The sequence below is a fragment of the Mycobacterium sp. NGS33 genome (assembly GCF_059812885.1).
In genome coordinates, this window is the sequence record NZ_JCALDN010000019.1 from 55,413 (window position 1) to 78,193 (window position 22,781).

The 22,781-nt window shown below is 68.4% G+C and carries 21 protein-coding genes; 20 read left to right on the forward strand and 1 reads right to left on the reverse strand.

Features of this window, described 5'->3' with window-relative positions; genetic code table 11:
• Window positions 1–55 precede the first annotated feature (55 nt).
• From AC5Y5B_RS21745 to AC5Y5B_RS21820, 16 genes are all read left to right on the forward strand, one after another.
• Window positions 56–1,573, forward strand: a complete 1,518-nt coding sequence (locus tag AC5Y5B_RS21745; protein WP_112635034.1) for an amino acid permease — start codon at window positions 56–58, stop codon at window positions 1,571–1,573.
• 102 nt (window positions 1,574–1,675) lie between these two features.
• On the forward strand, window positions 1,676–2,926 hold the full coding sequence (locus AC5Y5B_RS21750; protein ID WP_112635035.1) for an alkane 1-monooxygenase: 1,251 nt from the start codon (window positions 1,676–1,678) through the stop codon (window positions 2,924–2,926).
• A complete protein-coding gene (locus AC5Y5B_RS21755) occupies window positions 2,923–3,096 on the forward strand; it encodes a rubredoxin (RefSeq protein ID WP_112635036.1) in 174 nt (57 codons plus the stop codon). The genes AC5Y5B_RS21750 and AC5Y5B_RS21755 overlap by 4 nt, the downstream gene beginning before the upstream one ends.
• The gene (locus AC5Y5B_RS21760) at window positions 3,093–3,278 is read left to right on the forward strand and encodes a rubredoxin (RefSeq protein ID WP_112635037.1); all 186 of its coding nucleotides are present in this window, start codon (window positions 3,093–3,095) and stop codon (window positions 3,276–3,278) included. The genes AC5Y5B_RS21755 and AC5Y5B_RS21760 overlap by 4 nt, the downstream gene beginning before the upstream one ends.
• 50 nt (window positions 3,279–3,328) lie before the next feature.
• Window positions 3,329–3,925, forward strand: a complete 597-nt coding sequence (gene alkX / locus AC5Y5B_RS21765) for a TetR family transcriptional regulator AlkX (protein ID WP_112635046.1) — start codon at window positions 3,329–3,331, stop codon at window positions 3,923–3,925.
• A 110-nt stretch (window positions 3,926–4,035) separates the two neighbouring features.
• Window positions 4,036–5,508: an adenosylhomocysteinase gene (gene ahcY, locus AC5Y5B_RS21770; RefSeq protein ID WP_112635038.1), complete on the forward strand. Its 1,473-nt coding sequence runs from the start codon at window positions 4,036–4,038 to the stop codon at window positions 5,506–5,508.
• A 58-nt stretch (window positions 5,509–5,566) separates the two neighbouring features.
• Window positions 5,567–6,199, forward strand: coding sequence for a dTMP kinase (locus AC5Y5B_RS21775; protein ID WP_112635039.1), 633 nt, complete (start codon window positions 5,567–5,569; stop codon window positions 6,197–6,199).
• Between the two features lie 80 nt (window positions 6,200–6,279).
• Entirely contained in the window at window positions 6,280–6,966 is a 687-nt protein-coding gene (gene mtrA / locus AC5Y5B_RS21780; RefSeq protein ID WP_007168097.1) for a two-component system response regulator MtrA, read from the forward strand.
• Window positions 6,967–7,012: 46 nt separating this feature from the next.
• Window positions 7,013–8,689, forward strand: a complete 1,677-nt coding sequence (gene mtrB / locus AC5Y5B_RS21785) for an MtrAB system histidine kinase MtrB (RefSeq protein WP_112635040.1) — start codon at window positions 7,013–7,015, stop codon at window positions 8,687–8,689.
• Complete coding sequence (gene lpqB / locus AC5Y5B_RS21790; protein ID WP_165821888.1) at window positions 8,689–10,443, forward strand: MtrAB system accessory lipoprotein LpqB; 1,755 nt, start codon at window positions 8,689–8,691, stop codon at window positions 10,441–10,443. The genes mtrB and lpqB overlap by 1 nt, the downstream gene beginning before the upstream one ends.
• Before the next feature lie 34 nt (window positions 10,444–10,477).
• Window positions 10,478–11,110 carry a ComF family protein gene (locus AC5Y5B_RS21795; protein ID WP_289176381.1) on the forward strand — a complete coding sequence of 211 codons (633 nt, stop codon included), beginning with the start codon at window positions 10,478–10,480 and terminating at the stop codon, window positions 11,108–11,110.
• A 333-nt stretch (window positions 11,111–11,443) separates the two neighbouring features.
• Window positions 11,444–12,112, forward strand: a complete 669-nt coding sequence (hpf, locus tag AC5Y5B_RS21800) for a ribosome hibernation-promoting factor, HPF/YfiA family (protein ID WP_500006470.1) — start codon at window positions 11,444–11,446, stop codon at window positions 12,110–12,112.
• 221 nt (window positions 12,113–12,333) lie between these two features.
• Window positions 12,334–15,162 (forward strand): preprotein translocase subunit SecA, encoded by a 2,829-nt coding sequence (gene secA, locus AC5Y5B_RS21805; RefSeq protein ID WP_112633936.1) that lies wholly within the window; start codon window positions 12,334–12,336, stop codon window positions 15,160–15,162.
• A gap of 185 nt (window positions 15,163–15,347) precedes the next feature.
• Window positions 15,348–16,112 carry a methanethiol S-methyltransferase gene (gene mddA / locus AC5Y5B_RS21810; protein ID WP_500006431.1) on the forward strand — a complete coding sequence of 255 codons (765 nt, stop codon included), beginning with the start codon at window positions 15,348–15,350 and terminating at the stop codon, window positions 16,110–16,112.
• Between the two features lie 68 nt (window positions 16,113–16,180).
• Window positions 16,181–16,663 (forward strand): cation:proton antiporter regulatory subunit, encoded by a 483-nt coding sequence (locus AC5Y5B_RS21815; RefSeq protein WP_112633938.1) that lies wholly within the window; start codon window positions 16,181–16,183, stop codon window positions 16,661–16,663.
• Window positions 16,664–16,667: 4 nt separating this feature from the next.
• Complete coding sequence (locus tag AC5Y5B_RS21820) at window positions 16,668–17,825, forward strand: cation:proton antiporter (protein ID WP_500006433.1); 1,158 nt, start codon at window positions 16,668–16,670, stop codon at window positions 17,823–17,825.
• 15 nt (window positions 17,826–17,840) lie between these two features.
• Here the strand turns inward: AC5Y5B_RS21820 and AC5Y5B_RS21825 are convergent, their stop codons facing one another.
• On the reverse strand, window positions 17,841–18,407 hold the full coding sequence (locus tag AC5Y5B_RS21825) for an Rv3235 family protein (RefSeq protein WP_500006437.1): 567 nt from the start codon (window positions 18,405–18,407) through the stop codon (window positions 17,841–17,843).
• A gap of 210 nt (window positions 18,408–18,617) precedes the next feature.
• Here AC5Y5B_RS21825 and AC5Y5B_RS21830 point away from each other — a divergent pair, with 210 nt between their 5' ends.
• The 4 genes from AC5Y5B_RS21830 to AC5Y5B_RS21845 all read left to right on the forward strand — a co-directional run bounded on the left by AC5Y5B_RS21830 (window position 18,618) and on the right by AC5Y5B_RS21845 (window position 22,765).
• The gene (locus AC5Y5B_RS21830; RefSeq protein ID WP_112633940.1) at window positions 18,618–20,039 is read left to right on the forward strand and encodes a WS/DGAT/MGAT family O-acyltransferase; all 1,422 of its coding nucleotides are present in this window, start codon (window positions 18,618–18,620) and stop codon (window positions 20,037–20,039) included.
• A gap of 41 nt (window positions 20,040–20,080) precedes the next feature.
• Window positions 20,081–20,938, forward strand: a complete 858-nt coding sequence (gene ppk2, locus AC5Y5B_RS21835) for a polyphosphate kinase 2 (RefSeq protein ID WP_112633941.1) — start codon at window positions 20,081–20,083, stop codon at window positions 20,936–20,938.
• A 16-nt stretch (window positions 20,939–20,954) separates the two neighbouring features.
• The gene (locus tag AC5Y5B_RS21840; RefSeq protein ID WP_500006444.1) at window positions 20,955–21,467 is read left to right on the forward strand and encodes a DUF6912 family protein; all 513 of its coding nucleotides are present in this window, start codon (window positions 20,955–20,957) and stop codon (window positions 21,465–21,467) included.
• Window positions 21,468–21,604: 137 nt separating this feature from the next.
• A complete protein-coding gene (locus tag AC5Y5B_RS21845) occupies window positions 21,605–22,765 on the forward strand; it encodes a ferredoxin reductase (RefSeq protein WP_500006471.1) in 1,161 nt (386 codons plus the stop codon).
• The last annotated feature ends 16 nt before the right edge of the window (window positions 22,766–22,781 follow it).

Sequence of the window (22,781 nt, forward strand, 5' to 3'; positions counted from 1 at the left end):
GTACCCAGTACTGTGACGGACCAAATGGCTCCCAGCGTTGGGAAAGGGCTCATGCATGGCCAATCGATGGCGGACCAAGTCGATCGAGCAATCAATCGCCGACACCGACGAGCCGGACACCAAGCTGCGCAAGGACCTGACCTGGCGAGACCTGGTCGTCTTCGGTGTCGCGGTGGTGATCGGGGCGGGCATCTTCACGGTCACCGCGTCCACCACCGGCGACATCACCGGCCCCGCCATCTGGGTGTCGTTCGTGATCGCGGCGGGCACCTGCGCGCTGGCCGCGCTGTGCTACGCCGAGTTCGCCTCGATGTTGCCGGTGGCCGGTAGCGCCTACACCTTCTCCTATGCCACCTTCGGGGAGTTCTTGGCCTGGATCATCGGCTGGAACCTGGTGCTGGAATTGGCGATCGGTGCCGCCGTGGTGGCCAAGGGCTGGTCGAGCTACCTGGGCACGGTGTTCGGATTCGCCGGCGGCACAGCGAAATTCGGCTCGGTCCAGCTGGACTGGGGGGCGTTGGTGATCGTCGGCGGCGTGGCCACCCTGATCGCGTTGGGCACGAAGTTGTCATCGAGGTTCTCCGCGGTGGTCACCGCGATCAAGGTGTCGGTGGTGATCTTTGTCGTGGTGGTCGGCGTGTTCTACATCAAGCGGGCCAACTACTCGCCGTTCATTCCGAAGGCGGAGGCCGGCGGCGAGGCCAAGGGCATCGACCAGTCCGTCCTGTCGTTGCTGACCGGCGCGCACAGCAGCCACTACGGCTGGTACGGCGTGTTGGCGGGGGCGTCCATCGTGTTCTTCGCGTTCGTCGGGTTCGACATCGTCGCCACCATGGCCGAAGAGACCAAGAACCCGCAGCGCGACGTGCCGCGGGGAATCCTGGCGTCGCTGGGCATCGTGACCCTGCTCTACGTCGCGGTCGCGGTGGTGCTGTCCGGCATGGTGTCCTACACCCAGCTCAAGACGGTCCGGGGCCGCGGGCAGGCCAATCTGGCCACGGCCTTCACCGCGAACGGCATCCACTGGGCGAGCAAGATCATCTCCATCGGCGCGCTGGCCGGCCTGACCACCGTGGTGATGGTGCTGATGCTCGGCCAGTGCCGGGTCCTGTTCGCGATGGCGCGCGACGGGCTGTTGCCGCGGTCGTTGGCCAAGACGGGATCGCGGGGCACCCCGGTGCGGATCACCGTGCTGGTCGCCCTGGTGGTGGCCGTGACCGCGTCGGTGTTTCCCATCACCAAGCTCGAGGAGATGGTGAACGTCGGAACCCTGTTCGCCTTCGTCCTGGTCTCGGCCGGCGTGATCGTGTTGCGCCGCACGCGGCCGGACCTGGAACGCGGTTTCAAGGCGCCGTGGGTGCCGGTGCTGCCGATCGCGTCGATCGCCGCGTGCCTGTGGCTGATGCTCAACCTCACCGCGCTCACCTGGGTCCGGTTCGGGGTGTGGTTGGTGGTCGGCACGGCGATCTACGCCGGCTACGGCTATTGGCATTCGCTGCAGGGCCGGCGGGCGGAAGGGGAGGCCCAGCCCAGCGAGTCGCTGGAGGCCGATCCGCACAGCCCGGTGCCCTAGCCAACCATTCTTTACAAATACCCGCTGTTTGTCTAGACACAAGACGCAGACGGCAGTATTGTCCAACCTCAACGTGGTGTGACTCACAAGGAGGTTTGGCAGATGACCACATTCGAACCGCAAGTCGGCCAGGAATCCGAGCCGCTCGTCTGGCGTGACAAGAAGCGCCGCCTGTGGCTGATGGGGCTGATCGCGCCGACGGCGCTGTTCGTGGTGTTGCCGCTCGTCTGGGGCCTCAACCGGCTCGGCTGGCACGCCGCCGCGCAAGTGCCGCTGTGGATCGGGCCGATCCTGCTGTGGGTCCTGTTGCCGATCCTGGACCTGCGTTTCGGTCCCGACGGGCAGAACCCGCCCGACGAGGTCATGGAGCGTTTGGAGAACGACAAGTACTACCGCTACTGCACTTACGTGTACATCCCGTTCCAGTACCTGAGCGTGGTGATGGGCGCCTACCTGTTCACCGCCTCGAACCTGGGATGGCTCGGATTTGACGGCGGCCTTGGCTGGGCGGGCAAGCTGGGCCTGGCCCTGTCGGTCGGCGTGCTGGGCGGCGTCGGCATCAACACCGCGCACGAGATGGGCCACAAGAAGGACTCGCTGGAACGCTGGCTGGCCAAGATCACCCTGGCCCAAACCTGCTACGGGCACTTCTACATCGAGCACAACCGCGGCCACCACGTGCGCGTCGCCACCCCGGAGGACCCCGCGTCGGCCCGCTTCGGGGAGACGTTCTGGGAGTTCTTGCCGCGCAGCGTATTCGGCAGCCTGCGCTCGTCGCTGACGTTGGAGGCGCAACGGATCCGCCGGCAGGGTGCAAGTCCGTGGCACCCCAAGACCTATCTGTCCAACGACGTGCTCAACGCCTGGCTGATGTCGGTGGTGCTGTGGGGCGCGCTCATCGCGATCTTCGGCCCGGCGCTGATCGGCTTCGTGGTCATCCAGGCGGTCTTCGGCTTCAGCCTGCTCGAGTCGGTCAACTACCTGGAGCACTACGGCCTACTGCGGCAGAAGAATTCGAGCGGCCGCTACGAGCGCTGCACCCCGGCGCACAGCTGGAACTCCGACCACGTGGTGACCAACCTGTTCCTCTACCACCTGCAGCGGCACAGCGACCACCACGCCAACCCGACCCGCCGGTACCAGACGCTGCGCAGCATGGACGGCGCTCCCAACCTGCCCAGCGGCTACGCCTCGATGATCTCGCTCACCTACTTTCCGCCGCTGTGGCGCAGGGTGATGGATCACCGGGTGCTGGAGCATTACGACGGCGACATCACCCGCGTCAACATCGCGCCGCGGCTGCGTGAGAAGCTGCTGGCCCGCTACGGGGCCGCCCAGGCGGGCCTGGCATGACCGCCTTCCGCTGCCCGGGCTGCGATTACGTCTACGACGAGGCGAAAGGCGAACCGCGGGAAGGCTTTCGGCCGGGCACACCCTTCGCCGACATCCCCGAGGACTGGTGCTGCCCCGATTGTGCGGTGCGCGAGAAGGTCGATTTCGAACTAGTAGGAGTGAACCCATGAGCGAGGACTACAAGCTGTTCGTCTGCGTGCAGTGCGGCTTCGAATACGACGAGGCCAAGGGCTGGCCCGAGGACGGCATCGCCCCCGGGACCCGCTGGGACGACATTCCCGAGGACTGGAGCTGCCCGGACTGCGGCGCGGCGAAGACCGACTTCGAAATGGTCGAGATCGCCCGGCCGTGATCACCGCCGATGCGGCCGCCAAAGCCGCTATTGTCGCGCCTGTGAAGCGGATGCCCTACGCCGAGGCCTCGCGCGCCCTGCTGCGCGACTCGGTGCTGGACGCGATGCGGGACCTGCTGGGAACCCGGGACTGGTCCGCCATCACCCTGTCGGACGTGGCCCGCGCCGCGGGCATCAGCCGGCAGACGATCTACAACGAGTTCGGCTCGCGCCAGGGCCTGGCGCAGGGGTATGCGCTGCGCCTGGCCGATCGCCTGGTCGACGCCGTCGGGTCCGCGATCGACGCCAACGTCGGGCACATCCACGAGGCGTTCCTGCAGGGTTTCCGTTCCTTCTTCGCCGAGTCGGCCGCCGACCCGCTGGTGATCTCGCTGCTCACCGGCGTGGCCAAACCCGACCTGCTGCAGCTCATCACCACCGACAGCGCGCCCATCATCAACCGGGCCTCCGAGCGGCTGACCACGGCGCTGACGCAGAGCTGGGTGGCCACCAGCGACGAGGACGCCGGTGTGCTGGCGCGGGCCATCGTGCGGCTGGCGCTGAGCTACGTGTCGATGCCACCAGAGGCGGACCACGACGTGGCGGCCGATCTGGCCCGGTTGATGACGCCGTTCGCCGAACGGCACGGCGTCGTCAACGTCCCCTGAGTCCTTCCCTGAACCGAGGTCGGCGCGCACCCGCGACTACAGTGGCGCAAGAACATACCTAAGCTAATTACCGCTTGGATCCGAGCGAGCCGAAAAAGGAAGAACACGCTATGACGACGACCGAAAACGCACTCACCCCCGACGTTCGAAACGGCATCGATTTCAAGGTCGCCGATTTGTCGTTGGCGGATTACGGTCGCCGGGACATCGAGCTCTCGGAGCAGGAGATGCCGGGTCTGATGTCGCTGCGCCGCGAGTACCACGACGTGCAGCCGCTCAAGGGCGCGCGCATCTCCGGTTCGCTGCACATGACCGTGCAGACCGCGGTGCTGATCGAGACCCTCGTCGCGCTGGGCGCCGAGGTGCGCTGGGCGTCCTGCAACATCTTCTCCACCCAGGACCACGCCGCGGCCGCGGTGGTCGTCGGCCCGCACGGCACCCCCGAGGAGCCCAAGGGCGTTCCGGTGTACGCGTGGAAGGGCGAGACGCTCGAGGAGTACTGGTGGGCGGCCGAGCAGGTGCTGACGTGGCCCGACGAGCCGGCCAACATGATTTTGGACGACGGCGGGGACGCCACCATGCTGGTGCTGCGCGGCGCGCAGTACGAGAAGGCCGGCGTCGTGCCGCCCGACGACGAGGACGACTCGACCGAGCACCGCGTGTTTTTGAACCTGCTGCGCAAGCGCTTCGAGACCGACAAGGACAAGTGGACCAAGATCGCCGCGTCGATCAAGGGTGTCTCGGAGGAGACCACCACCGGCGTGCTGCGGCTCTACCAGTTCGCCGCGGCCGGTGACCTGGCGTTCCCGGCGATCAACGTCAACGACTCGGTCACCAAGAGCAAGTTCGACAACAAGTACGGCTGCCGGCACTCGCTGATCGACGGCATCAACCGCGGCACCGACGTGCTGATCGGCGGCAAGAAGGTCCTGATCTGCGGCTACGGCGACGTCGGCAAGGGTTCGGCCGAGTCGGTCGCGGGCCAGGGCGCGCGGGTCACCGTCACCGAGATCGACCCGATCAACGCCCTGCAGGCGCTGATGGAGGGCTTCGACGTCAAGCGGGTGGAGGACGTGATCGGCGAGGCCGACATCATCATCACCACCACCGGGAACAAGGACATCATCACCCTCGAGCACATGAAGGCGATGAAGGACAAGGCGATCCTGGGCAACATCGGCCACTTCGACAACGAGATCCAGGTCGCACGGCTGGAGAAGTCCGGCGCCACCAAGACCAACATCCGCCCGCAGGTGGACCTGTGGACGTTCCCGGACACCGGCAAGTCGATCATCCTGCTGTCCGAGGGCCGGCTGCTGAACCTGGGCAACGCCACCGGACACCCGTCGTTCGTGATGAGCAACAGCTTCTCCAACCAGGTCATCGCCCAGGTCGAGCTCTGGACCAAGAACGACGAGTACGACAACGAGGTCTACCGGCTGCCCAAGCACCTCGACGAGAAGGTGGCGCGCATCCACGTCGAGGCGCTCGGCGGCCAGCTGACCAAGCTGACCAAGGAGCAGGCCGAGTACATCGGCGTCGACGTCGACGGCCCCTACAAGGCCGACCACTACCGCTACTGAGCCGCCCGGCCGCCGAGTGTCGCGCCGGCGTGGCACTCGGCGGCGATAGGCTCGCGCCGTGCTGATCGCGATCGAAGGCATTGACGGCGCCGGCAAGCGGACGCTGACGGACAAGCTGCGCAACGTCTTCGAAGCGGACGGCAAGTCGGTTGCCATGCTGGCCTTCCCCCGGTACGGGCAGTCGGTGATCGCCGACCTCGCGGCCGAGGCCCTGCACGGCGAGCACGGTGATCTCGCGTCGTCGGCCTATGCCATGGCGATGCTGTTCGCGCTGGATCGCGCCGGGGCCGTCGCCGACATCGAGGCGCTGCGCCGCGAGCACGACGTGGTGATCATGGATCGCTACGTCGCCTCCAACGCGGCCTACACGGCAGCCCGTCTGCATCAGGACGCGGGCGGGCCGGCCGTGGCATGGATACACGCGCTGGAGTACGGGCGCCTCGGCCTGCCCGCGCCCGACTGGCAGGTGCTGCTCGCGGTGACGGCCGAGCTGGCGGGGCAGCGGGCCCGCAGCCGGGCCGAGTCCGATCCGGGCCGGGCGCGCGACAGCTACGAACGCGACGACGGGCTGCAGCAACGCACCGGCGCGGTCTACGCCGGGCTGGCCGCCGCGGCCTGGGGTGGCCGTTGGCGCAGCGTCGACGCGGACGTCGATCCGGGCCGGCTGGCCGCCGATTTGGCCGCCAACTAGCACAGATTTGTCACGATTCGGCCGTTTCGAAGGAGAAACGCCCGTGTGATGTCCGAGCTTTGTCCCGATCTGGTGACACCATGGACTCCATGAGGCAAAGGATTTTGGTCGTCGATGACGACGCTTCGCTCGCCGAGATGCTCACCATCGTGCTTCGTGGGGAGGGTTTCGACACCGCGGTCATCGGTGACGGCACCCAGGCCCTGACTGCGGTGCGCGAACTGCGCCCCGATTTGGTGTTGTTGGACCTGATGCTGCCCGGCATGAACGGCATCGACGTGTGCCGGGTGCTGCGCGCCGACTCCGGCGTGCCGATCGTGATGCTGACCGCCAAGACCGACACCGTCGACGTGGTCCTGGGCCTCGAGTCGGGCGCCGACGACTACATCATGAAGCCGTTCAAGCCCAAGGAGCTGGTGGCGCGGGTGCGGGCGCGGCTGCGGCGCAACGACGACGAGCCCGCCGAGATGCTGTCCATCGCCGACGTCGAGATCGACGTGCCGGCGCACAAGGTCACCCGCAACGGCGAGCAGATCTCCCTGACACCGCTGGAATTCGACTTGCTGGTGGCGTTGGCGCGCAAACCGCGGCAGGTGTTTACTCGTGATGTGCTGCTCGAACAGGTGTGGGGCTATCGTCACCCGGCGGATACCCGCCTGGTGAACGTGCACGTCCAGCGTCTGCGCGCCAAGGTTGAGAAAGACCCTGAAAACCCGACCGTAGTGTTGACCGTTCGAGGAGTGGGTTACAAGGCCGGACCTCCGTGACCGGCGGCGACGTCGTAGAGCGTCGCGTTAGGGAGGAGCGCCGGCAGTGATCTGGGGCTCCCGGCGACGCACTCGGAGCCGCTGGGGACGTTCCGGCCCCATGTCTCGTGGCATGGGCGCGGTGAGTCGCGCTGTGGCCATCGCCTGGCGGCGCTCGTTGCAACTGCGGGTGGTGGCGCTGACCCTGGGGCTGTCCCTGGCGGTCATCCTGGCGCTCGGATTCGTGTTGACCTCTCAGGTCACCAACCGCGTGCTCGACGTCAAGGTCAAGGCCGCCATCGAACAGATCGAGCGGGCGCGCACCACCGTGGGCGGGATCGTCAACGGCGAAGAGGCGCGGTCCCTGGACAGCAGCCTGCAGCTGGCGCGCAACACGCTGACCTCCAAGACCGACCCGGCCTCCGGCGCGGGGTTGGCCGGGGCGTTCGACGCGGTGCTGATGGTGCCGGGCGACGGCCCGCGCGCGGCGACCACCGCCGGCCCCGTCGACCAGGTGCCCGCTTCGTTGCGCGGCTTCGTCAAGGCCGGGCAGGCGTCCTACCAGTACGCCACCGTGCACACCGACGGGTTCTCCGGACCGGCGCTGATCGTCGGCACGCCGGCGTCGTCTCAGGTGGCCAACCTGGAGCTGTACCTGATTTTTCCGCTCAAGAACGAGCAGGCCACCATCCAGCTGGTGCGCGGCACCATGATCACCGGCGGCGCGGTGCTGCTGGTGCTGCTGGCCGGCATCGCGCTGCTGGTGTCGCGGCAGGTGGTGGTGCCGGTGCGATCGGCGTCGCGGATCGCCGAACGCTTCGCCGAAGGGCATCTGTCCGAACGCATGCCGGTGCGCGGCGAGGACGACATGGCCCGGCTGGCCATGTCCTTCAACGACATGGCCGAGAGCCTGTCGCGCCAGATCACCCAGCTGGAGGAGTTCGGTAATCTGCAGCGCCGCTTCACTTCCGACGTCAGCCACGAACTGCGCACCCCGCTGACCACCGTGCGGATGGCCGCCGACCTGATCTATGACCACAGCGCCGACCTGGATCCCACGCTGGCGCGCTCCACCGAGCTGATGGTCAACGAGCTGGACCGGTTCGAGTCACTGCTCAACGACCTGCTGGAAATCTCCCGGCACGACGCCGGTGTCGCGGAGCTGTCGGTCGAGGCCGTCGATCTGCGCACCACGGTGCAGAGCGCGCTGAGCAACGTCGGGCATCTGGCCGAGGACGCCGGCATCGAGCTGAAGGTGGACCTGCCGACCGAAGAGGTGATCGCCGAAGTCGACACCCGCCGGGTGGAGCGGATCCTGCGCAACCTGATCGCCAACGCCATCGACCACGCCGAGCACAAGCCGGTCAAGATCCGGATGGCCGCCGACGAGGACACGGTGGCCGTCACCGTCCGCGACTACGGGGTGGGGCTGCGGCCCGGCGAGGAGAAGTTGGTGTTCAGCCGGTTCTGGCGGGCCGACCCGTCGCGGGTGCGTCGTTCCGGGGGCACCGGGCTGGGCCTGGCCATCAGCATCGAGGACGCGCGACTGCACCAGGGCCGCTTGGAGGCGTGGGGCGAACCCGGGGAGGGCTCGTGCTTCCGGCTGACGCTGCCGTTGGTGCGCGGTCACAAGGTCACCACCAGCCCGCTGCCCATGAAGCCGATTCCGCAGCCCCCGTCCACCGGCCCGCAGCACGCGAAAGACCGTACGCGGCAACGAGAGCCGGCCGAGAGGACCCCGTGATGCGGCGGCTGTTGGGTCTGCTGATGCTGGCCATGCTGCTCGCCGGCTGCGCCGGGGTGCCCAGTTCGTCGGCGCCGCAGGCCATCGGCACCGTCGAGCGGCCGGCGCCGTCGAACCTGCCCAAGCCGACGCCGGGCATGGACCCCGACGTGCTGCTGCGCGAATTCTTCAAGGCCACAGCCGATCCCGCGAACCGTCACCTGGCCGCCCGACAGTTCCTCACCCAGTCGGCGTCCAACGCGTGGGACGACGCCGGCAGCGCGTTGCTGATCGACCACGTAGTGTTCGTCGAAACGCGTGCGGCCGAACGGGTTTCGGCGACCATGCGGGCGGACATCTTGGGTTCGCTGTCCGACGTGGGGGTGTTCGAGACCGCCGAGGGCGTGCTGCCCGACCCCGGGCCGATCGAATTGGTCAAGACCTCCGGCGGCTGGCGCATCGACCGGCTGCCCAACGGGGTGTTCCTGGACTGGCAGCAGTTCCAGTCCACCTACAAACGCAACACGCTGTACTTCGCCGACCCCACCGGCAAGACGGTGGTCCCCGACCCGCGCTACGTCGCGGTGCCCGACCACGACCAGTTGGCCACCGAGCTCATCTCCAAGGTGATCGCCGGGCCGCGCCCGGAGATGGCGCACACGGTGCGCAACCTGCTCGCCCCGCCGCTACGGCTGCGCGGGCCGGTGACCCGCGCCGACGGCGGCAAGAACGGCATCGGGCGCGGCTACGGCGGCGCGCGGGTCGAGCTCGAGAAGCTGTCCACCACCGATCCGCATAGCCGGCAACTGCTTGCGGCACAGATCATTTGGACCCTGGCCAGGGCCGACATCCGCGGGCCCTATGTGATCAACGCCGACGGCGCGCCCCTGGACGACCGGTTCCGCGACGGATGGACCACCTCCGACGTCGCGGCCACCGATCCCGGCGCCGCCGACGGCGCCGGGGCGGGGCTGCACGCACTGGTTAGCGGCTCGCTGGTGTCGTTGGACGGCCAGCACACCGTCACGGTGCCCGGGGCGTTCGGCCGGGTGGGCGACCAGACCGGCGCCGCGCTGTCGCGCACCGGCCGGCAGGTGGCGTCGGTGGTGACGCTGCACCGCGGCGCGCCGGACATGGCCGCGTCCCTGTGGATCGGTGATCTCGGCCAGGAAGCGGTGCAGGCCGCCGACGGGCACAGCCTGTCGCGGCCCACCTGGTCGCTGGACGACGTGGTGTGGGTGGTCATCGACGGCAACAACGTGTTGCGGGCCATCCAGGAGCCGGCCTCCGGCCAACCCGCCCGCCTGCCGGTGGATTCGGTGGCGGTGGCGACCCGGTTCCCGGGGCCGATCACCGACCTGCAGCTGTCGCGCGACAGCACCCGCGCCGCGATGGTGATCGGCGGCCAGGTGATCCTGGCCAGCGTCGAGCAGACCCAGGCCGGGCAGTACGCCCTGACCTTCCCGCGCCGGCTCGGATTCGGGTTGGGCAATTCGGTGGTGTCGCTGTCGTGGCGCACCGGTGACGACATCGTGGTGACCCGCACCGACGCCAGCCATCCGGTGTCCTACGTGAACATCGACGGGGTGAACTCCGACGCGCCGCCGCACGGCCTGCAGATGCCGGTGACGACGGTGGTCGCCAACCCGTCGACGGCCTACGTCGCGGGACCCCAAGGGGTGCTGCAGTATTCGCCGTCGGCCGACGGTCAGCAGGGCTGGTCGGAGGTGCCCGGGCTCACGGTGCCCGGGGCGGCACCGGTGCTGCCGGGCTAGCGGACTTGTCAGCCCCGCCCGGCACACTGGCGTCATGCTCGACCTGTTCCTACCCGCCGAATGCGGCGGCTGCGGGGCACCGTCGACCCGGTGGTGCGACGCCTGCGCCGCGGAGCTGACGGTCCAACTCGATCAGCCGCACGTGGTGAACCCGCGCATCGACGCGGGCGTCCCGGTGTTCGCGCTCGGCCGCTACGCCAACGCGCGCCGGCACGCGATCCTGGCGCTCAAGGAGCAGGGCCGGACGGATCTGGTCGACCCGCTGGCGCGGGCCCTGGCCGTCGGCGTGCACCGGTTGCTGTCGTGGGGCATCGTGCCCACCCCGCTGACCCTGGTGCCCGCGCCCACCCGGCGCTCGGCCGCGCGCCGGCGCGGGGGTGACCCCGTCGCCCGGCTGGCGCGCACGGCGGTGGCGGGGCATCCGGAGATTGCCGTCGTCCCCGCGTTGCGGCTCCGGGCGCTGACGCGTGACTCGGTGGGGCTGGGCACCGCGGCGCGCGAACGCAACATCGCCGGCCGGGTGGTGCTGCGCGGTCGACCGCCGCACACCGAAGTCATGCTCGTCGACGACATCGTCACCACCGGCGCGACGGCGCGCGAATCGGTGCGCGTCCTGCACGCCGCCGGGGTTCGGGTCGCCGCGGTGCTGGCGATCGCCGCGGTCTGAACCGGCCGCGGCTGCGCGCAACCCATGAACCAGCCAAGAGCTTGTGAAGAACTCGCAACAGCTGGACCAAATTAGTGGCATCGGCAGGCGAACACGAGCTAACGTCGACAACAACGAAGAACGACTCATCGGTCTGACTCACTGGTCGCGAATTTCCAGGTGGGACCCATCCGCGGGAAGGGGTGAGTATTCGACACCTTGCTCCGGCGGGCAGCCTGCGGCGGTAGCCAGTCTCGAACCGCTCTCACCTCGTCGGCGCATCAAGCAGCCGGGCACGCAGGGCGCGTGCGACGTGAAAAGAGAAACGAGTTGTCACGTATGTCAAGGCTATCCGTGGATTCCGGTCAGATTCTGGACCAACCGCCCATCACCGATGAGCAAGCCCCACCGACAACCACCGCCGATGTTGTGTTCAAGGGCCGCAACGTTGAAGTCCCCGATCATTACCGTCTGTACGTCTCGCAAAAACTCGCCCGGCTCGAGCGGTTCGACCGCTCCATCTATCTCTTCGATGTCGAGCTCAAGCACGCGCCCAACCGGCGTCAGCGCAAATCCTGTCAGCGCGTGGAAATCACCGCCCGCGGCCGGGGCCCGGTGACCCGCGCGGAGGCCTGCGCCAACAGCTTCTACGCCGCGTTCGAGTCCGCGGTCGACAAGCTGGAGAACCGGCTGCGCCGCGTCAAGGACCGTCGCAAGGTTCACTACGGGGACAAGACGCCGGTGTCGCTGGCCGCCGCCACCGCGGTGCCGCCCCCGGTCCCGCTGGACAGCGCGCCGCAGCCCGCGCCGGCCGAGCCCGACGGCGCGGAACCCGGCTACGAGCCCGGACGGATCGTGCGGACCAAGGAACACCCGGCGACGCCGATGACGGTCGACGACGCGCTCTACGAGATGGAGCTGGTCGGACACGACTTCTTCCTGTTCCACGACAAGCAGACCGAACGGCCGTGCGTGGTCTACCGGCGGCACGCCTACGACTACGGCTTGATCCGACTGGGCTGATCAGGCTCTCCTGAACGGGGTCCTCGGGCGTCGACCCGCGGTGCCCGGCGTTGCCGCGCTTGCGATCGCCGCGGGGTCTTCGGGCGGCGACCCGCGGCGCCCGGCGTTGCCGCGCTTGCGATCGCCGGTACGGCGGTACTCAAGAGCTCGTCGCCTACCATGGGAGTCGCTCAAGAAAAGACTCCTACCAACAGGGGCACATCCCAAAAGGGGACAACACCGTGCTGTCGAAGTTGCTGCGCCTTGGCGAAGGTCGCATGCTCAAGCGTCTCAAGCGGGTGTCTGACTACGTCAACACCTTGTCCGACGAGATCGAGAAGCTCACCGACGCCGAGTTGCGGGCCAAGACCGACGAGTTCAAGAAGCGGCACGCCGACGGCGAAAGCCTCGACGACCTGCTGCCCGAGGCTTTCGCGGTGGCCCGCGAAGCGGCCTGGCGGGTGCTCGACCAGCGACCCTTCGATGTGCAGCTGATGGGCGGCGCGGCGCTGCACTTCGGCAACGTCGCCGAGATGAAGACCGGGGAGGGCAAGACCCTGACCTCGGTGCTGCCGGCCTACCTCAACGGCATCGGCGGCAAGGGCGTGCACATCGTCACCGTCAACGACTACCTGGCCAAACGCGACAGCGAGTGGATGGGCCGCGTGCACCGCTTCCTCGGCCTGGACGTCGGCGTGATCCTCGCGCAGATGACCCCCGACGAGCGCCGGGTCGCGTACGCCGCCGACATCACCTACGGCACCAACAACGAATTCGGCTTTGACTACCTGCGCGACAACATGGCGCATTCGCTCGACGATCTGGTCCAGCGCGGACACAACTTCGCCATCGTCGACGAGGTCGACTCCATCCTGATCGACGAGGCCCGCACCCCGCTGATCATCTCCGGCCCCGCCGACGGCGCCTCCAACTGGTACCTCGAGTTCGCCCGGCTGGCGCCGCTGATGGAGAAGGACGTCCACTACGAGGTGGACCTCCGCAAGCGCACGGTGGGCGTGCACGAGCTGGGCGTGGAGTTCGTCGAGGACCAGCTCGGCATCGACAACCTCTACGAGGCCGCCAATTCGCCGCTGGTCAGCTACCTCAACAACGCGCTGAAGGCCAAGGAGCTGTTCAACCGCGACAAGGACTACATCGTGCGCGACGGCGAGGTCCTGATCGTCGACGAGTTCACCGGCCGCGTGCTCTACGGCCGCCGTTACAACGAGGGCATGCACCAGGCCATCGAGGCCAAGGAGCACGTCGAGATCAAGGCCGAGAACCAAACGCTGGCCACCATCACGCTGCAGAACTACTTCCGCCTCTACGACAAGCTGGCCGGCATGACCGGTACCGCCCAGACCGAGGCGGCCGAGCTGCACGAGATCTACAAGCTCGGCGTGGTGCCCATCCCCACTAACAAGCCGATGATCCGCGCCGACCAGTCCGACCTGATCTACAAGACCGAGGAAGCCAAATACATCGCCGTGGTCGACGACGTCGTCGAGCGCTACGAGAAGGGCCAGCCCGTCCTGATCGGTACCACCAGCGTCGAGCGCTCGGAGTACCTGTCGCGCCAGTTCCAGAAGCGCCGCGTGCCGCACAACGTGCTCAACGCGAAGTTCCACGAGCAGGAGGCCGGCATCGTCGCCGTCGCCGGCCGCCGCGGCGGGGTCACTGTGGCCACCAACATGGCCGGCCGTGGTACCGACATCGTGCTGGGCGGCAACGCCGACTTCCTCACTGACCAGCGGCTGCGCGAGCGCGGCCTCGACCCGGTCGAGACGCCGGACGAGTACGAGTCCGCCTGGCACGAGGAGCTCCCCAAGGTCAAGGAGGAGGTCAGCGCCGAGGCCGCCGACGTGATCGAGGCCGGCGGCCTGTACGTGCTGGGCACCGAGCGCCACGAGTCCCGCCGCATCGACAACCAGCTGCGCGGCCGTTCCGGCCGGCAGGGCGACCCGGGCGAGTCGCGGTTCTACCTGTCGCTGGGCGATGAACTCATGCGCCGTTTCAACGGCGCCGCGCTGGAGGCGATGCTCAACCGGCTGAACCTGCCCGACGACGTGCCCATCGAGGCCAAGATGGTCACCCGGGCGATCAAGAGCGCCCAGACCCAGGTGGAGCAGCAGAACTTCGAGGTCCGCAAGAACGTCCTGAAGTACGACGAGGTGATGAACCAGCAGCGCAAGGTGATCTACGCCGAGCGCCGCCGCATCCTGGAGGGCGAGAACCTCAAGGAGCAGGCGCTGGACATGGTCCGCGACGTGGTCACCGCCTACGTCAACGGAGCGACCGCCGAGGGCTACGCCGAGGACTGGGACCTCGAAGCCCTGTGGACGGCGCTGAAGACGCTGTACCCGGTGGGCATCGACCATGCGCCGCTGACCCACCGCGACGCGGACTCCGACCGCGACGACCTCACCCGCGAGGAGCTGCTCGAGGCGCTGCTCAAGGATGCCGAAAACGCTTATGCCATAAGGGAAGCCGAGCTCGAGGAGATCGCAGGCGAGGGCGCGATGCGTCAGCTGGAACGCAACGTGCTGCTCAACGTCATCGACCGCAAGTGGCGCGAGCACCTCTACGAGATGGACTACCTCAAGGAGGGCATCGGGCTGCGCGCGATGGCCCAGCGCGACCCGCTGGTCGAGTACCAGCGCGAGGGCTACGACATGTTCATGGCGATGCTCGATGGCATGAAGGAGGAGTCCGTCGGGTTCCTGTTCAACGTCACCGTCGAGGCGGTGCCCAGCCCGCAGGTCGCCCCGGTGGAAACCCCGGAGGGGCTGGCCGAATTCGCCACCGCCGCGGCCGGCAAGCAGGGCGGCGCCGCGACGGCCGTGCGCGAAGAGGCCCCAACGCAGTTGCGCGCCAAGGGGATTGACAACGAAGCGCCGGCGATGACGTACTCGGGTCCGTCAGAGGACGGTTCGGCGGCGGTGCAGCGCAACGGCGGCGATGGCAAGGCGCCGGCCGGGGTCCCCGGCGGCGCCAGCCGGCGCGAACGCCGTGCCGCGGCGCGACAACAGGGTCGCGGCGCCAAGCCGCCCAAGTCGGTCAAGCGCCGCTAATCGGGCCGCGCCTCGCGCGGGCCCTCCCCGCGAGCGTGAAGTTACCTTCACGCTCGGCGCCGAGCGTGCGACTAGCTTCACGCTCGGCACCCAACGGCGCGGACCCAACGACCGCTTGGTGCGGCCGGGAACAATGAGGCAATCGCCCCATGTTCTTCCGGGCCGTTGAGGCGCACAATCAGCGAATGAAGCGTTACCTGACGGTCGGCTACGGCGCGGCCGCTTATCTGCTCTTTCTCGCCGTATTCCTGTATCTCGTCGCGTTCCTGGGCAACTTCTGGGTGCCGCGAACGGTCGATCACGGGCTCTCGGCGCCCATCGGCCAGGCGGTGTTGGTCAACATGGTGCAGCTCGGGGTGTTCGGCGTCCAGCACAGCGTCATGGCGCGGCCGGGGTTCAAGGCCCGGTGGACGCGGTTGGTGCCGCCGGCGATCGAGCGCAGCACCTACGTGATGCTGTCCAACGTCGTGCTGGTGCTGCTCTACTGGCAATGGCGAACGATGCCGGCCGTCATCTGGGAGGTAGGGCTTCCCGCCGGGCGCCTGGCGCTGTGGACGCTGTTCTGGCTCGGCTGGGCCATCGCGCTGGCGTCGACGTTCATGATCAACCATTTCGACCTGTTCGGGCTCCGGCAGGTGTATTTGGCTTGGCGCGCAAGGCCTTACACCAACCTCGAATTTCGCGTCCGGTTCTTTTACCGCCTGGTGCGGCACCCGCTGATGCTGGGCTTCGTCATCGCGTTCTGGGCGGTGCCCACCATGACGGCCGGACATCTGCTCTTCTCCATCGCGATGACGGGCTACATCCTGGTCGCCACCCACTTCGAAGAGCGCGACCTGGTGGCCGCGCTGGGCGACGACTACCGCGACTACCGCCGCCAGGTGCCCATGCTGGTGCCGCTGGGGCGCCGGTCGCGCGGTGGCCCCACCCAACCGGCCGAGCTGCACTAGTTTCGGGCCGGCTATGAACATTTCCGCCCGGCGACACCGGCGACGGGCGACCTGTCAGGATTGACGGTATGGACGTCAAGGAGGTGCTGCTCCCCGGGGTCGGTCTTCGCTACGAATACACCGACCAGAAGGGTGACCGCATCGGCATCATCGCGCGGCGCAGCGGCGATTTCGACGTCGTCGTCTATGCCCGCGAAGATCCGGACGAGGCCAGGCCGCTGCTGCACCTCACCGACCAGGAGGCCGAAGCCGTGGCCCAGATCCTGGGCGCCCCACGGATCGCCGAACGGTTCACTGAGCTGGCCCGGGAGATCCCCGGGCTCGAGACGGGCCAGGTGCACATCCTGGCCGGCAGCCCGTTCGTCGATCACCCGCTAGGCGACACCAGGGCCCGCACCCGCACCGGGGCGTCCATCGTGGCGATCGTGCGCAACGAGGAGGTGCTCGCCTCGCCCGGCCCCTCCGAGATGCTGCACGTCCAAGACGTTCTGATAGTCATCGGCACCGAAGACGGAATCGCGGGCGTCGAGAAGATTATCGACAAAGGCTGAGCCGGTGCAGATTTCGGGGACGCTGCTCTTACAGCTCGGCGCCCTCCTGGCCACTCTGGCCGTATTAGGCGCCGCCGCACGCCGATTCGCGTTGTCGCCCATCCCGGTGTACCTGCTGGCCGGCCTGGCCCTGGGCAACGGTGGCATTCTCCCGCTGGCGGCCGGCGGGCAGTTCATCACGACCAGCGCACCCATCGGCGTGGTCTTGCTGCTGCTGACCCTGGGCTGCGAATTCTCGGTGGCCGAATTCTCTTCCAGCATGCGCCACCACCTGCCGTCGGCGGCCGTCGACATCGTCCTCAACTCGGCGCCCGGCGCGATCGCGGGCTGGCTGCTGGGGTTGGACGGCGTGGCCATCCTGTGCCTGGCCGGCGTCACCTACATCTCCTCGTCGGGCGTCATCGCGCGGCTGCTCGAGGACCTGCACCGGCTCGGTAACCGGGAGACGCCGGCCGTGCTGTCGGTGCTGGTGCTCGAGGATTTCGCGATGGCCGCCTACCTGCCGCTGTTCGCGGTCCTGGCATCCGGCGGCGGGTGGCTGCACGCCGTCGGCGGCATGGTCGTGGCGGTGGGCGCGTTGCTGGCCGCGTTCGCCGCCTCCTTCCGCTGGGGCCACCACGTGGAGCGGCTGGTGCAGCATCCCGACTCCGAACAGCTCATGCTGCGGGTGCTGGGCATCACCCTGATCGTGGCGGCCATGGCCGAGTCGCTGCACGCCTCGGCGGCGGTCGGCGCCTTCCTGGTGGGCCTCACCCTGACCGGCGAGACGGCCGAGAGGGCGCGTCAGGTGCTGGGTCCGCTGCGCGATCTGTTCGCCGCCATCTTCTTCCTGGCCATCGGTTTCTCGGTGGACCCGCACGAATTGGTTCCCATGCTGCCGGCGGCGCTGATCCTGGCCGCGGTGACCGCGGCGACGAAGGTGGCCACCGGGGTCTTCGCCGCCCGGCACGACGGCGTGGCGCGGCGCGGGCAGCTGCGCGCCGGCACCGCCCTGATCGCCCGCGGCGAATTCTCGTTGATCATCATCGGCCTGGCCGGCAAGTCGCTGCCCGCCGTCGCCGCGCTGGCGACGTCCTACGTGTTCATCATGGCGATCATGGGCCCCGTGCTCACCCGCTACACCGGCGGCCCGAGGGCGACCGGCGCCGCACCGGCGAACTGAGCCCGGCCCGTCCGGTTAGCCGATGTGCAGGGCGACCACCATCCACCGGGTTGCGCCCGCCGCGTCGACCTGTTCGACCCGGCAGGCGATGGCGTGGATGCGGATTCCGCGGCTGAAGGAGCCGAAGACTTCGGCCGCCGAGTCGGGGTCCCGGTGCCCGGCCGGCTGCAGCCGCATGCGGCGCAGCACCGCGGCACCGCGCCGACCGCCCGCCTGGGCCGCGGCCGAACGTGCCACCGCGGCTACCGAATCCACCAGGCTCGGCGCCAGCAGCCCATTGAGCTGGGTGGCCGGACGGCGGCGGTCGATGACCTCCAGCACCCGGCGCAGCGCGGCGTCGGCGAAGACGGCCGCCTGGCGCATCCGTGGGGACATGACCGCGCCGCGCTCCGGGGCGGCCGAGCGGCTGGGCTGCCCGGTATAGGCCCGCGGCGCATGGCTGCTGCGGCGGCGCAACGGCGGGCGCGAGGAGGGCCGGCACGGCGGGGCGGGGTGCGACACGTCCTGCGTCGGCGGCTCGTAGTCGACGACTGGTATGACGGTGAAAGCGTCAGCTGGATTCGCAACAGGACTGGTGTTCAACGCGCACTCTCCAAGTCTTCGGCCGGACCGGCAGCCTGCTGGAGAGGGGCAGACAGTGGTTAGTCAGTGGTCATCATGGCACAACTCGACCGCACGCGTACCCACGCTGAGTTACCGCACCGCCACCCGATTACCGTGGGCGGGACGGGGCCCCCACGGCCCAGGGCTCCCCGTGCACGGGCGACGAACCGACCAGGAGGACAACACCGCATGGTGAGTCGCTTGTCCCCGCCGGACGCGTCCTTTTATCGGCTGGAGAACTCCGCCACCCCCATGTACGTCGGATCGCTGGCGATCCTGCGCCGCCCCCGATCGGGCTTGAGCTACGAAACGCTGCTGGCCACCGTCGAGCAGCGGCTGCCGCAGATACCGCGCTACCGGCAGAAGGTGCGCGAGGTGCGGGTCGGCACGGCCCGGCCGGTGTGGCTCGACGACAACGACTTCGACATCACCTATCACGTGCGGCGTTCGGCGTTGCCCTCGCCGGGCAGCGATGAGCAGCTGCACGAGCTGATCGCGCGCCTGGCCGCGCGGCCGCTGGACAAGTCGCGCCCGCTCTGGGAGATGTACCTGGTCGAAGGCCTGTCCCAGAACCGGGTCGCCCTGTACACCAAGTCGCATCAGGCGCTGATCAACGGCATGTCCGCGCTGGAGATCAACCACGTCATCGCCGACCGGACGAAACGCCCGCCACCGTTTCCCGAGGACATCTGGGTACCGGAGCGCGACCCCGGCAACACCCGGTTGATGTTGGGCGCGGTCAGCGAATGGGTCACCGGGCCCGGCGCCCAGCTGCAGGCCGTCGGCTCGATGATCGGTGGGCTGGTGACCAATCACGGCGAGCTGCTGACCGCCGGTCGCCGGGCCGTCGACTTCGTGCGCACCGTGGCCCGGGGAACCGCGCCCAGCAGCCCGCTCAACGCCACCGTGTCACGGCATCGGCGCTTCACCGTCGCCCGCGGCAGCCTCGACGACTACCGCGCCGTGCGCGCGCGCTACGACTGCGACGTCAACGACGTGGTGCTCGCTGTGATCGCCGGCGCCCTGGGTAACTGGCTGATGTCGCGCGGGGTGGCGGTGTCGCCGACCGCGACCGTGCGGGCGATGGCGCCGCTGCCGGTATACGGCGACGGCGACCTCGACGCCAGCGGTCCCGGTCAGGCGATCAGCCAGGTGACGCCGTTCCTCGTCGACCTGCCGGTGGGGGAGCCCAACGCCGTGGTGCGGCTCTCCCAGATCGCGCACGCCACCGAGTCGAACCCGACCGCCGCGCATCTGGTGGACGCCAGGACCATCGTCACGCTGTCGGGCTTCGCCCCACCGACGTTGCACGCCATGGGGATTCGGGTGGCGACCAGTTTCCCGAGTTTCTCCAAGCGCACGTTCAACCTGCTGATCACCAACGCGCCCGGCGCCCAGTCGCAGATGTACATCGCCGGCACCAAATTGCTCGAGACCTACGCGGTGCCACCGCTGCTGCACAACCAGGCGCTGGCCATCGGGGTGACGTCCTACAACGGCGAGCTGTACTACGGGATCAACGCCGACCGCGAAGCCATGAGCGATGTCGAGCTGCTGCCCGGCCTGCTGAACCAAGCGCTCGACGAACTGCTGGAGGCTTCCCGGTCCTAGTCTGCGGTGAAAACCACTGCGTGGGGCTATCATTCGTTGCTGTGAGCACCACGAAACGCGACGGCCCACCGTCGAAGCCGAACAAAAAGTCGGCTTCCCCGGCCGTAGCCAAGATCTCCGACGAGGTCTACGAAGCCGAATTGTTCAGGCTGCAAACGGAATTGGTGAAGCTGCAGGAATGGGTGCGCTATTTCGGGGCGCGGGTGGTGGTGCTCTTCGAGGGCCGCGACGCCGCGGGCAAGGGCGGTGCCATCAAACGGATTACCGAGTACCTCAGCCCACGGATCGCACGCATCGCCGCGCTGCCGGTGCCCTCGGATCGGGAACGCGGCCAGTGGTATTACCAGCGCTACATCGCCCATCTGCCCACCAAGGGCGAGATCGTGCTGTTCGACCGGTCCTGGTACAACCGCGCGGGCATCGAGAAGGTCATGGGCTTCTGCACACCGCAGGAGTATGCGCTGTTCATGCGGCAGACGCCGATCTTCGAGCAGATGCTCATCGACGACGGGATACTGCTGCGCAAGTACTGGTTCTCGGTCTCCGAGGCCGAACAGCTGCGGCGGTTCAAGGCGCGGCTGAACGACCCGGTCCGGCGCTGGAAGCTGTCCCCGATCGACCTGGAATCGGTATACCGGTGGGAGGATTACTCACGCGCCAAGGACGAGATGATGGTGCACACCGACACCCCGGAGAGCCCGTGGTACGTCGTCGAATCCGATATCAAGAAACACGCGCGACTGAACATGATGGCCCATTTGCTGTCCACGATTCCCTACCGCGATGTCGAGACGCCCAAGGTCAAGCTGCCCCGGCGTCCCGTCGTCAGTGGCAACTACCAGCGCCCGCCGCGTGAGCTGTCGACGTACGTCGCCGACCATGCGGCCACGCTGATCTAGGCGATCGAGGCGCGCCATGACCGTCGTCTATATCCCCGCCACGGTGCCGATGTTGCAGCAACTCGTCGCCGACAGCTCGCTGTGGCCCGTCAATGGCACGGCGTTCGCACTGACACCGAGACTGCGCGAGGCCTACGCCGAGGGCGACGACGACGAGCTCGCCGACGTGGCACTGCGCGAGGCGGCGCTGGCGTCCCTACGCCTGCTGGCGGCCCAGGGGGCCGAGGCGCCGTCGGAGTCGCTGCCGCCGCGCCGCGCGGTGCTGGCCGCCGACGTCGAGGACGTCACCTACCGCCCCGACCTCGACGACGCCGTGGTCAGGCTGGCCGGCCCGGTTCGGATCGACCAGGTGATCGCCGCGTACGTCGACAACGCCGCGGCCGAACCGGCGGTGGCGAAGGCGATCGAGGCCGTCGACGCCGCCGACCTGGGTGACGAGGATGCCGACCTGATCGTCGGCGATGCCCAGGACCACGATCTGGCCTGGTACGCCAACCAGGAGCTGCCATTTCTGCTGGAGCTGATGTGACGGCGAATGTGAGGCAGTCGGCGCCGCAGCGCTAGCTACGACACCGTAGGTTACGGTACCGTAGGTTTCGTGAAGCGCACAGAATCGATCACAATGTGAGCGTCAGTCACACGCCGCGTAGTGAGCAGGAGCTTCCCCTGGGCAGACGTAACCCATCGATCACGGGCAACGTCGTCGACACCACGCGACCTGTTGTCGCCGGCGCGGACCGGCATCCCGGTTGGCATGCGCTGCGCAAGCTCGCCGCCCGCATCACCACACCGCTGTTGCCCGACGACTACCTGCATCTGGCCAATCCGCTGTGGTCGGCGCGCGAACTGCGGGGCCGGATCCTGCAGGTGCGCCGCGAGACGGAGGACTCCGCGACCCTGGTCATCAAGCCGGGCTGGGGCTTCAACTTCGACTACCAGCCGGGCCAGTACATCGGCATCGGACTGCTGATGGACGGGCGCTGGCGCTGGCGGTCGTATTCGCTCACCTCGGCCCCGGCCGGTAAGAGCCCGCGCTCGGCATCCGGTTCGGCGCGCACCGTGACCATCACGGTCAAGGCGATGCCCGAGGGGTTCCTGTCGTCGCACCTGGTGGCCGGCGTCGAGCCTGGCACCATCGTGCGGCTGGCCGCCCCGCAGGGCAACTTCGTGCTGCCCGACCCCGCGCCCCCATCGATCCTGTTCCTCACCGCGGGCTCCGGGATCACGCCGGTGATGTCCATGCTGCGAACCCTGGTGCGCCGCAACCAGATTGGTGACGTCGTCCACCTGCACTCCGCACCCACCGAATCCGACGTGATGTTTCGCGCGGAGCTGGCCGCCCTGGCCGCCGAGCACCCGGGCTACCGGATGCGGCTGCGCGAGACGCGCACCCAGGGCCGGCTCGACCTGTCCGTGCTGGACCACGAGGTGCCGGACTGGCGCGAACGGCAGACCTGGGCCTGTGGTCCGGAAGGCATGCTCGGCGAGGCCGAGCGGGCATGGTCGGCCGCGGGCGTCGGCGAGCACTTGCACCTCGAACGGTTCGCGGTGTCTCGGGCCGCACCGACCGGCGCCGGCGGCGCCGTCACCTTCGCCCGCAGCGGACGCACCGTCGACGCCGACGCCGCGACATCGTTGATGGACGCGGGGGAGAACGCCGGCGTGCAGATGCCCTTCGGCTGCCGCATGGGCATCTGCCAATCGTGTGTGGTCGGCCTCGTCGAGGGTCACGTCCGCGACCTGCGGACCGGCCAGGAACACGACCCGGGGACCCGGGTGCAGACCTGCGTGTCCGCGGCTTCCGGCGATTGCGTGCTCGACATTTAAAGGCTACTCATAGGTA